Origin of the sequence: Kribbella sp. NPDC051952 (genome assembly GCF_040680855.1) — a bacterium.
GTDB lineage: Bacteria > Actinomycetota > Actinomycetes > Propionibacteriales > Kribbellaceae > Kribbella.
Genome location: NZ_JBFAXQ010000050.1, coordinates 17,928 through 30,506, shown reverse-complemented (window position 1 = coordinate 30,506; position 12,579 = coordinate 17,928). Strand labels below are relative to the sequence as shown.

Here is a 12,579-nt window from a genome sequence, read left to right as displayed (position 1 = left end):
AGGATCCGCGGTCGTAAGGAACGACATCGAGCGATCCAGGCGGGTCCAGGCCCGGTAACAGGACATCGGGCAGACCGCCACGAGCAGCAGGACCAAGCAGGTCCCGCCACCTTGATGGCGTGTTCGCACCCCGTTCGATCGGCGGCGGCCTTGCAATGCCGTCTAGCGCCGATCACATTCCGTAACTATGGCCCGACGTTAGGTCAAAGACGGCCTGCTGTCAACGGCCCAATGGATGCGCGCAGCAACTACCTGAACCGGTTGCTCCATTCAACTAATGCGTCAACTTCTTCATGGGTGTTGCTGCTGGCAACGTGCCCCACGTCAGGCCGCCTTTCGCCTACGTCGCCGGGTGATGACGACAACGGCCGCGCCGATGGCGAGAACACCGCCGGCCCCAGCGACGTACTCGGTCTTGCCGGCGTCGTGATCGGGCTCCCGCGCTGCCGTGCGTTCGGCCAGGGCGCCGGCCGGTAGCTGGGCGGAGTACGCCGCGCAGACGATCGCGGGCGCCTTGGCGATGGACCTCGCGCAGGCCACCGTTGCCAGTCGGAGAAGCTCGGGTGGGGTCTTGGTCACGGTCATCGTCGAGTGAAGGGTCGCCGTTCCGCCCGCCTTCAGGTTCACGCTCCACTCGATGCTGAGCGGGTGCGCCTTGCCGGCGAGGTCCGCGGACTTGAACCGCAGGCCGGTCGGCACGCTCTGACTGATCTTCAGGCCGGTGACGGCGGTGCCGCCCAGGTTCCGGATCGTGATCGCGTACGGGAAGACGTCGCCCACGGCCGCCGAGGTCCGGTTGCTGTCGACAGCGATGCTCAGCTGGGGGGTGGTCGATGCGGCGGCGTCGGTGCTGCCCCCGACCAGTAGTGCGGAGGCAGCGAGACCAAGCCCGCAGGAGATACGAAGCGGTGTGGTCAGAAGGTGTCTGCTGGCGTTCATGGTTCTCCTCTCCGAACGTCGGCTGTGCGAAGCTCGCTTGTCACTGACTGCTGGCGATGTAGTCCAGGGTGGTGGAGTAGGTGTCCGATGAGACGAACGGGATCTTGATCTGGTAGTCGTTGCTGACCGCGTCACCGGCCGGACCCGACGCCGCGTTCTGCTGGTGCACGATCACCGGGTCGGTGCTCGAGAGCGGCACGAAGTCGGCGTCGCCGCTCTCCCTGACCCCCAGCTGGTCGATCGGGATCGTGGCCGGGTTGCCCGCTGTGGCCGGAAGCAGCGCGGTGCCGGTGGCCTGGACGCTGACCGAGTAGCCCGTGGTGCTGTTGGTGGTGACGGTCATGGTGACTGTTCCGTCGGAGCTGATCGTGCTGTTCGGGAGTCCGGTGAGGAGGAACGACGTGGTGAGCCCGCTGAGGGTCAGAGCCAGTGGCGCGATTGGGGTCGAGGTCGTGCAGCGGCCGTCGGCATGGCCGGGAGCGCAGTTCCCACCCACCGTCTCCGAGACCACTGTGTTGGTCAGGACGCCGTCTCCGGCTCCGGTGACGGGTACGGCGACCGAATAGGTGATGAGCACCGTCGCGTCCCGGGGGATGGCGCCGGTCCAGGTCAAGGTCCCTGCCGAGTACGTGACGACGCCGCTGCTGGCGGCTGCGTCGTTGCTGTAGCTTGCGTCGTCTTCGACTCCCGCCAACGAGTCCGTCAGAGTGGCGGTCGGGTAGTCGGCCTCGCCCGTGTTGGTCACCTCGATCGTGTAGTGGAGGCTGTCGCCTGCGACGACCTGACTCAGATCGGCGGCCTTGCTGATCGTCAGCGCGGGAACCAGAACGGTCACTGTGGACCTGCAGCCTGCTTCCGCACCATTGACACAACTCGAACCAGCCGACCCGGAAGTGACCGCATTCTCCAGGCGGCGGTCACCGGCTGCCGGGAAGAGTGCGGTGACCGAGTAGGTGATGATGGCAGCTGAACCGGCCGCGAGCGCTCCGGTCCAGACGAGCGTGCTGTTGCTATAGGCAACGGTCCCGATGCTGGCCGTGGCATCGCTCGCATAGCCGGCATCGTCGAGTACGCCGGTCAGTACGTCGCTGACCGTGGCCGGGAAGTAGTCGGTCTGTCCGGTGTTGACCACGCTGACCGTGTAGTGGACGACGCTGCCGGCCGCTACGGTTGCGGTGTCGGCTGCCTTGGTGATGGACAAAGCCGGAATCAGAACCCTGACCAGCACAGAGCAAGGCGCCTCGGTGTTTCCAGGCAGACAGTTGCTGCCAGGTGCCGCCGACGACACCGTGTTGATCAGCAACTTGTCGCCAGGGTCCGGATCGTCGACGGTGATCGAGTACGTGATCGTCGTACTGGCCCCGATCAGCAGATCGCCGGTCCAGCTGAGAATCGGGTTGGTGAAGGTCACCGTGCCGCTCGACGCCGTCGCGTCCGCGTTGTACTCGGAGTCGGGGAGAACGCCGCTGAGGGTGTTGCTCACCGTCGCGCCGTCGTACGGGGTCTGCCCGGTGTTGGCGATGACGATCGTGTAGGTGACGATGCCACCCGGTGTGGTGGTCGGAGCGTCCGCAGAGATCGCGATGGTCAGGTCCGGGATGAGCACGGTCACTGTTGCGGTGCAGGCCGGGGCGGATCCACCTGCCGGGCAGCTGCTGCCCGGAGCCGGAACCATCACAGTTGCTCTCAGCAACTTGTTGCCCACGTCCGGGTTGTTGACGATCACGGTGTAGCGGAGGGTTGCGACAGCTCCGACGGGCAAGGCTCCACTCCACGACAGGTCCGGAGCAGAGTACGTCGCGACGCCCGTCGAGGCAGCGATCTCGCCGTCGAAGCCGGCGTCGTCGAGCAGGTCGGTGAGCGAGCTGTCGAGCCTGACCGACTCGTACGGCGTCTGACCCGTGTTCTGCACGGTGGTGGTGAAGGTGACCGCGGTCCCTGGCGTCGTACTGACCTTGTCGGCCGTCGTGGAGACCATGAGTCCGGGGATCAGGACCGTGACCGTGTTCGTGCACTGCGCTGCGGTTCCGCAGGTGCTGCCGGGCACCGCAGAGCTTGTCGAGGTGACCATCGAGTGGTCCCCGGTCGGCGGATCGGTGACGGTCACCGAGTAGGAAACGGTCGCGGTGGCACCGATGGCGAGATCGCCGGACCAGACGAGCTGAGGGCTGGTGTACGCCAGTACGCCGGACGTCGCCGTCGCGTTGTTCGGATAGCTGGCGTCATCCAGTACGCCGGCGAGCAGCATGCTGACGTTTGCCGCCAGATAGTCGGTCTGACCGCTGTTTCGGATCGTGACGGTGTAGGCGACGGCCATGCCTGGAACCGCGGTGGTGCGATCGGCGACGACTGCGATGTCGAGCAGCGGAACAAGGACGTTCACCAGCGTGGTGCAGACCGACGCGGAACTGCCGATGGGGCAGGTGCTGCCGAGCTCGCTCGAACTCACCTGGTTGGCCATCGTCCTGCCGCCCAGATCGGGATCGTCCACTCGAACGCTGTAGGTGATGATCACGGCTGCTCCGACCGCCAGGTCGCCGGTCCAGGTCAGTGTGGCGCCGTCGAAGGTGACGAGCCCCGTTGTCGCCGTACCGTCGTTGGCGTACGCCGAGTCGGTCAGGACGCCGGCCAGCGAGTCGTGCACCTGCGCGCCGGAGTACGACGTCTGGCCGGTGTTGTGCGCGGTGATCGTGTAGGCGACGGAACTGCCCGGTGTCACCGTGGCTCTGTCGGCAGTTTTGCTGAGGGTGAGTGCGGGAGTCAGGACCGTGACGCTGGTCAGGCAGGCCGCCTGCGGACTCGCTGTCGGGCAGTTGGTGGCCGGCGCGTCGGTGGTGACCCTGGTGGTCATCACCTTGTTCCCGGCATCTGGGTTGTTGACCTTCAGTGAGCCGGTCACGGTCACGGTCGTGCCCACAGCGAGGTCTCCGGTCCAGATGATCCGGCCGGTCGCGGCCACCAGTAGCAGGCTGCCCGAGGTCGCCTCGGCGTCACCGGCGTAGGTGGCGTCGTCGAGCGATCCGGCGAAGTCGTCGTTGACGCTGATACCGAGGTAGGGCACCTGGCCGACATTGCTGATGGTGACCGTGTTCCGGACCACTGAGGCCGGCTTGGTCGTCGCGGCATCGGCGGCGTTGACGATCCGCAGGCTCGCGATCGCTACCGAGGCCGAACAGCGGGGATCGGCGCCGTCGTCCGGGCAGTTGCTTCCCGGGCTGGACGAGACCACTGTTTGGTCGAGTCTGTAGTCCCCGCCGACCGGCTGGTCGACGGTGACGGTATAGGTGATCGTCGCGACCGCGCCGGTGGCCAGAACTCCTGTCCAGTGGAGATTCCCGCCGGTGACAGCGACGGTTCCGCTGGTTGCCGACGCCGCGCTGGTGAGGGTCGCGTCGTCCAGTACGCCGCTGAGCGGTAGGTCGAAGGTGGCTGCCGGGTAGGGGAGTTGGCCGGTGTTGGTCGCAGTGATCGTGTAGCTGACTGCCGCACCAGGGACTGTCCGTGCGGCGCTTGCGGCCGATGCGATCGTCAATGCGGGAGTGAGGACAGCGATGGTGGCGCGACAGGCAGAGTTCCCGCTGGCGGGTGGGCAGGTGCTGCCGGTAGCGGTCGAGCTGACCGGGTTGACCATGGTCTTGTCGCCTGTGGCCGGGCTGTGAGCCGTGACCGAGTAGGTGATGGTCACGGTCTGGCCGACCGCAAGATCCCCGGCCCAGGTCAGTGTCTGGCCGGCGAAGGCGACCACGCCCGTAGTCGCCGTAGCGTTGGCGTTGTAGGAGGCGTCGTCCATGATGCCGGTCAGCGAGTCGGTGACTGTCGCATCGACGTACGGCGTCTGGCCCGAGTTGTGGACGGTGATCGTGTACGTCGCGGTGCCGCCGGGGACCACGAACGTCGTACCGGCGGTCTTGGTGATGGTCAGCTCGGGGACCAGCACCGGGAGTATCGGCGTACACGCCGGATCGGCGCCTCCCGTCGGGCAGTTGTTACCCGGCGCGGCCGAGACCGTGGTTGCGGTCATCAGATGGTTGCCGAGATCGGGATTCGCGACCGTAAGGGTTCCGGCGATGTTCACGGTACCGCCGACCGGGATGTTGCCTGTCCAGGTGATGCCGGCCGCGGTCAGTACCAGCGTGCCGGAACTGGCGTCCTGGTCGCCGTTCGCGATCGCGTCATCGAGTGTGTCCGCGCCGGGACTGAAGACGGAGATGCCGGTGTAGGGAGTCTGTCCGGTGTTGGTGAAGGTCGCGGTCAGGTGCACGACCGAACCCGGCGTGGTCGAGGTCTCCACGTAGTGCTGGTCGATCAGGAGGGCCGCGACCGTCACGGTGTTCGTGCAGCGAGGGTCGGTGCTGCCGGCCACGCAGTTGTTGCTGGAGAGCAGCGAGGTGGAGCTGACCGTGCCGGTAAGCCGGCCGTCTCCGGCGAGCGGACTGATCACGGTGACCGAGTACGTGATGGTGATGGTGCTCGACGGTCCGACAGTCCCGCTCCAGGTGAGAGTCGGACTGGTGTAGGTGACGGTCCCGCTGCTCGCGGTCGCATCGTTGTTGAAGGTCGCGTCGTCGAGGACGCCGGCCAACGGATCGGTGAACTGGGCGCCGACGATCGGCAGGACGCTCGAGTTGGTCACCTTGACGGTGTACTGAACGGTGCCGGCGGCAACGGTCGAGGTGACGTCCGAGGTCTTGGTGAAGGTCAGGGTGACGGAGTTGGTGATGGTGACGGTCGCCGTACACCGGGAGTCGCCGGCACCGGTCGGGCAGTTGTTCCCTGGGGTCGAGGAGCTGATGGTGTTGGTCATGGCGTCTGCGCCGGAAGCGGGGTTGTTGATCGTCACCGTGTACGTCACGGTCGCCGAAGCCCCGGGCGCCAGTGCGCCTGACCAGCTCAACACCTCGGCCGCGAAGGTGACGGTGCCGCTGGTGGCCGAGGCCGAGCCGTACGTCGCTTCGTCCAGGACCTCGGCCAGGTCGTCACTGAAGGCGGCCGCCGACAACGGGATCTGGCCGGTGTTCTTGGCCGTGACGGTGTAGGTGACCGTAGTGCCGAGGGTCGCGTTGGTCAGATCGGCGGTCTTCTCCAGGGTGAGTCCAGGTGTGAGGATCACGACCTGGCTGCGGCAAGCTGCGTTGCCACTGGCCGGAGGACAGGTGTTGCCGACCGCGGTGGAACTGACGGAGTTGACGAGCAGCTTGTCACCGGTGACCGTGCCGGGAACGGCGACCGAGAAGGTGATCGTGACAGTTGCCGAAGGGGCCACATCACCGACCCAGGACAGGCCAGGTGAGTTGAAGGTCAAGGTTCCGCTGGTCGCGCTCGCGTCGTTGTTGTACGTCGCTTTGTCCACCAGACCCACGAGCGAGTCGGTCACTGCGGCGCCGACGTACGGAGTCTGACCGGTGTTGTGCACAACGATCGTGTAGGCGACAGTCCCCCCGGGAACGGTGACAGCGGTGTTCGCGACCTTGCTGATGGTGAGTTGCGGCACCAGCACGCTGATCGAGGCCACGCACCGGCTGTCGGAACTGCCGGCGAGGCAGTTGTTGCCGGGCGCCGAGGACGACAACGTGCCGGTGATGAGCAGGTCGCCGGTCGGAGGATCCTTGACGGTCAGAGATCCGGTGACGGTGACCAGCCCGCCGACGGGGATGCTGCCGGTCCAGCTGATGGCCGTCGAGCTGAGGGTGAGCGTTCCCGAGGTCGCCGTCTGGTCACCGGTCGGGATCGCGTCGTCCGTGACGCCACTGCTCGGGCTGGAGATCGTGATGCCGGTGTAGGGCACCTGGCCGGTGTTGGTGAACGTGGCCGTGAGCTGGATCAGGGAACCCGGCGTCGTGGTCGGCTGCGGGTAGCTCTGGGACAGGATCAGCCGGGCAACCGCCACGGTCGTCGCGCAGCGACTGTCGGCAGCACCGGGGGAGCAGTTCGCGCCGCTGCTGGTGGAGGTGACCGTGTCGGTCAGCAGGTTGTTGCCGCCATCAACGAGATGAACGGTGACCGAGAAGGTGACGGTCGCCGTAGCGCCAACGGCCAGGTCACCGGTCCAGATCAACACCGAGCCGGCGAAGGAGACGGCGCCTGCGCTTGCGGCGGCATCGCCGTTGTACGCAGCGTCGTCGACGAGACCCGCCAGCGTGTCCGAGAAGGTCGCACCCGCGGCGGGAGTGGCGCCCGAGTTGGTGACCGTGATCGTATAGCCGACCGTCGCGCCGGGAGTGGTGGTGGCGGTGCCGGCGGACTTCACGATGGTCAGACCGGGAACCAGTACGTCGACAACGGCGGTACACCTGGGATCGACACTGGTGACGGCGCAATTGCTTCCTGCTGTGGAGGAGTCGACTGTGTTCAGCAGCCGCTTGTCGCCGGGATCGGGGTCGCGAACGGTGACCGAGTAGCTGATGGTCGCGGCCGCACCGGGTGCCAGCGCGCCGGACCAGGACAGGACGGTTCCGCTGAAGCTGATCGCTCCGGTGGTCGCGGTCGCATCACCGGAATAGACGGCATCGGCCAGAACGACGGAAAGGTCGTCGCGGAGACTCGCGGGGGAGTAGGCGGTCTCACCGGTGTTCACGACGGAGATCGTGTATCCGACTACACCGCCGGGGACGGTTGTCGAGGAGTCAGCTGTCTTGGTAATGGTGAGGCCCGGCATGAGGACAGTCACGACGGCTCGGCAACCTGGTGCGGGAGAGGCAGAGGGACAGGTGCTCCCGGCGCCCTCGGCCGCAGTCAGGACCACGAGCGACCTGTCACCGCTCGCGCCTGCCTTGACCGTGACCGACAGGGTGCCGGTCTCGGTCTCACCGGGGGCGAGGTCGACGAGCCAGGTCGTGGTTCCGTCCGGATGGGCGATCAGGCTCCCGGCGCTGACCGCGCCGTCGTTGTTGTAGTCCGCGTCGTCCAGCGCGCCGGTGACATCTGCTGAGATGTCGAGGTCGTTGTACGACGTCTGGCCGGTGTTGTGCGCGGTGAACGTGAACCGTACGACGCCACCGGGTGTGGTGGTCGCGGAGTCAGCCGTGACAGAGATGGCCACACCAGGGATCACGACCGTCGTTGTCGTCGTACACCGTGGGTCGGTGCCGGTCACCGGGCAGTTGTTGCCCGGAGACGTCGAGGAGGTCGCCGTACTGAGAACCCGGTTGCCCGTGGTCGGTTGCCGTACGGTCGCGGAGTAGGTGACCGTCGCGCTGGCTCCGATCAGGAGCTCGCCGGACCAGTTGAGCGCCGTACCGGTGAACGTCACCGTGCCGGTCGTGGCTGCTGCGTTGTTGTTGTAGTCAGCGTCGTCCAGTACGCCGCTCAGTGCGTGGCTGAGGTTCGCTGCCGGGTAGGAGGTCTGACCGGTATTGGTGATCGACAGGGAGTACCGGACGATCGAGCCAGGGGTGGCTGTGGTGACGTTTGCGGACACGGCGATGGTGAGTTCGGGCACGTGTACGCGAACTGTGCTGGTGCAGAGAGGGCTTGCGTCAGCAGTCGGGCACGTGCTGCCGGCCAGCGGTGTGCTCACGGCCGTGGTAAGGGTCTTGTCGCCCGGATCTGGATCGTGCACCGTGATCGAATAGGTGATGGTGATCGCCGAGCCCACGGCGAGATTCCCGGTCCAGGTGAGCGTGGACGTCGCGGCGTTGAACTCGATGCTTCCGGCCGAGGCGGTGGCGTTGCCGCCGTACACCCCGTCGTCCAGTGCCGCCGCCAGGGCGATCGAGACCGTCCCGGCGGTGTAGGGCGTCTGGCCGGTGTTGGCCAGGGCAACGGTGTAGGCGACCACGCCGCCCGGTGTGGTCGACGACGGATCGGCGCTGTTCGTGATCGACAGCGCGGGAACCAGAACGGTCACGGCCACCGAGCATTGGGCCGCCGGGCTTCCGGCGGGGCACGGACTGCCCGCGGAGGGCGAGACGACTGTTCCGGTCAGCGACCTGTTGCCGATATCGGGGTCGTCGACCGTGACGGAGTAGGTGATGGTCACCGTGGCGCCGACCGGCAGTGATCCGGTCCAGGTCAGCGATGGAGCGGTGTAGGAGAGATTGCCCGAGGTGGCGGCCGCGTCAGCGTTGTAGTCGGCGTCGTCCAACATTCCGGCGAGGCCGTCGGTCAGCGTCGCGCCAGGGTAGGCGGTCTGTCCGGTGTTGGTGACCAGGATGCTGACACGGACTGTGCCACCGGGGGTTGTCGTGGATCGGTCGGCAGACTTCACGATGGTGAGGCCGGGGACGCTGACAGTGGCAGAGCAGCGCGCGTCGGTGCTCCCGCTGACGCAGTTGGTGCCCAGCGTGCTCGAGCTGACTGTGTTCGAGAGCACCTTGTTGCCGACCACCGGGTTGGCGACGGTCACGGAGTATGTGATCGTGACCACTGCCGACCCCGCGAGATCGCCGGTCCAACTGATCACCGGTGCGGTGTAGGAGACCGATCCACTCGTTGCGGCTGCGTTGGCGTTGTACGTCGCGTCGTCGAGCACCCCGGTCAGCGGGTCGGTCAGGGTGACACCGCTGAAGGAGGCCGGGCCGGTGTTGGTCACGGAGATCGTGTAGACCACCACGGTGCCGGCCGCCGCCGAGGTTACGTTCGCGTTCTTGAGGATCTGCAGGGGACCGGCGGCGATCACGATGGTGACGGTCCGGCTGGCGGTCTGATTGTTCGCGTCGACGACACCGATCGTGAAGGTGGAGCTTCCGGTAGTCGTCGGGGTACCGGACAGACGGCCGGTGGCAGTGTCGAGGACGAGGCCCGGAGGCAGTGTCCCCGCGGCCAGGGACCAGGTCAGCGGTAGAGCCCCACCGGTCACGTCGAAGCTGTGGGGATAGCTGACCCCGACTTGACCGGTGGGCGTCGGGGTGTTGGCGAAGGCCGGCAGCGCCACGATGAGCACTGTCGCGGTCCGGGCCGCGGTCTGGCCGAACGAGTCGGTGACCGTGAGGGTCACGGCGAAGCTGCCCGCGGCGGTCGGGGTACCACTGACCAGACCGGAGGACGCGTTCAGGGTGAGTCCGGCGGGCAGACTGCCCGAGGTGATCGACCAGGTGAAGGGACCGGTGCCGCCGGTGAGCGTCGGCTGGTGAAGGTACGCAACGCTGACCTCGCCCGCCGTCGGCGCGAACGTGATGGCGGGTGCGGCCGCAATGACCAACGTGACCGCCTTGGTGGCGGTCAGGCCGCTGGCATCGGTGACCATCACCGTGACCGGGAAGCTGCCCGCCGCGGTAGGCGTTCCGCTCAACAGACCTGACGACGCGTTGAGGACCAAGCCGGCCGGCAGTACTCCACTGCTGATCGACCAGCTGAACGGAGACGTTCCGTTGGTCACCGTGAGAAGCCGGCTGTAGGCGACGCCTACCTCACCGGCCGGCGGTGCGGTGAAGGTGAGACTGGGGGACTGGTTCGGTGTCACCGCGGCGGACTTCGCGGACGCCGGCCCGGTGCCGGCGAGGTTCTGGGCCGCCACGGTGAAGGTGTAGGAGACACCTGCGGACAGGCCTGTGACGCTGTGGGTGGTTCCGGTGCCGCTGAAGCTCTGAGCCGTCTGTGCCACCAGACCGATGTACGGCGTAACGACGAAGCCGGTGATCACGCTGCCGCCGTTGTTCGGCGTACTCCAGGTCAGTACGGCGGACAGACTGCCCGCACTGACCGCCGTGACGGCGGGCGCACCAGGCAGCGTGTAGGGCACCACCGCCGTGGATTGTGGACTGGCGTCAGAGGTCCCGTAGGCGTTGATCGCCATGACGGTGAAGGTGTACGACGTCGCGGGGGTGAGGCCGGTGAGGACGCGGCTCGTCGTGCTGGCGTCGAACGACAACGGCGACTGCGCGACACCCGCGGCGTACGGCGTGACGACGTACCCGGTGATCGGGCTGCCGTTGGCGGTCGGCGCCACCCAGGCGACCGTTGCGCTGGAGATTCCCGCGGTTGCGGTGGGCTTGGCCGGGGCCACCGGCTTGTCGGCGTACACGTAACTGGCGGCCGAGGCCACCCCGGAGGTCACGACGGTGACGGAAACCGTCGTCGCGGCGCTGCGGGCCGGCATCGATGAGACGACCAGGTTGTTCCCGCTGACGGTGAAGCAGCCGGCGGCGGGCGCGCCGCTACAGGGAAGAAGTACCACGGGCGTCCCGGCCTGCTGCTGTGCCGTCGTACCGATCTCGATGGCTGTGGCCGCGGTGATGTTCGCGCCGCTGACGATCAGCGAGTTGGTTCCCGCGATCGGACCGATGGCCGGCACAACTGCGAGTCCGCTCGGCGCGGTCGGCACAGTGCCTGCGGTCGCACTGGTATCCGTTCCCGGGTTCGCATCCGCCGACGAGGCCCTGACCGTCGAGTTGCTCTGCACCAGCGCGGAGGTGACGGTGGAGCCGGTCACGATGGCGACCACCGTGATCGGGGGCAGAACGGTGCCGCCGGCGAAGGAGCCGGCCGTCGTCGTACAGGTGATGCTCTGGCCGACGGCCGCTGCACACGTCCAGCCGTTGCCATAGGCACCTACAGGTACCACTCCCGCGGGGACGGTCTGACTGACGGAGATCGGGCTGTTCTCGGCGGCCCCGGCCAGCACACTCGAGGCGATCTTGTAGGTGACCGGATCGCCCGGCTGGGAGGATGGTGCGGTGTAGCTGGTGGTGCTGACGGCCAGTTGCGGGACCGGGTTGAAGGTGAGGACCTTGACGGCGGAGATCTCGTGGACGTCGGTCACCGAGCCGGTCGAACCGACGAACCCGAACGAGAGTTGCTTGGGTACGCCGTTGGCGCCGAGCCAACTGCTCGACGGATAGAGACCCGCCGCAACCGACGGCAGCGGGCCGGAGAGCGTCTTCGTCGCTTGCCCGACTGGCGTGACCACCACCTTGTAGGTGCCCGCGGCAACGGTTACGCCCGAGTCGGAGGTGAAGGCCGCCCCGGTCGGGTTGATGAGGACCTGGACGGGGACCGCGGACGCTGCTCGGGTCGCGGCCCGGAGGATGCTCTTGGAGGCCAGGGTGCCGTCCGAGGTGGTGGTGAGACCGCAATAGCCGACCAGGCCGTTCCCGGGTCCGCGCACGACGACTGCGCCGGCCGCCTGGTTGACGATGTTGGGTGCGTTGGTGCAGCCGGTGCCTTGGAAGCCGGTGGCACTGAAGTTGCCGAACACATCGAGTCCGACGCCGAGGTAGGCGTTCGGCAGGCCCCCGATCGAACCGGCCGGCGAGTAGCCGAGGGAGCCGCCGGAAGGCCCGATCCGGGTGGCCGAAGCAGGGTTCGCCGGATCGACGGCAGCCAGCAGGAACGCGATCCCGTCGGCGTTGCCGCCGCCCCACTGGTAGGACGTGAACGTCACGTCGAGACCGTTCGAGGTCGGGAAGCTGGTCTGGCCGAAGACGCCGCCGACCTGGTTGGTGGTGGAGTTGGTGAGCCGGAGCTTTCCTGAACCTTGAGGATCCGTGCTTCCGGCGCAGCTGAGCAGCGGCAAGGTGGCGCTGTTGCCCGCGGCACTGAGGCAGGCGACGTTGGTCCCACTCGTCGGCGAGGGCACTGTGACGGTCCCCGTACCGTCCACCGTCCTGTTGTTGAACAGGTTCTCGAACAGGACCGTGCCTGCGGCGTTGGCGGTGTTCGCGGTGACGACGGCGAGCGTCGTACCCAACAGGGAGAGTGTCA

At 67.1% G+C, this 12,579-nt stretch carries 2 protein-coding genes; both read right to left on the bottom strand.

Features of this window, described 5'->3' with window-relative positions:
* Window positions 1-324: 324 nt before the first annotated feature.
* The gene (locus tag AB0L70_RS41100; protein ID WP_363692367.1) at window positions 325-939 is read right to left on the bottom strand and encodes a hypothetical protein; all 615 of its coding nucleotides are present in this window, start codon (window positions 937-939) and stop codon (window positions 325-327) included.
* A gap of 40 nt (window positions 940-979) precedes the next feature.
* Window positions 980-12,565, bottom strand: a complete 11,586-nt coding sequence (locus AB0L70_RS41095) for a putative Ig domain-containing protein (RefSeq protein WP_363692366.1) — start codon at window positions 12,563-12,565, stop codon at window positions 980-982.
* Window positions 12,566-12,579: the final 14 nt, after the last annotated feature.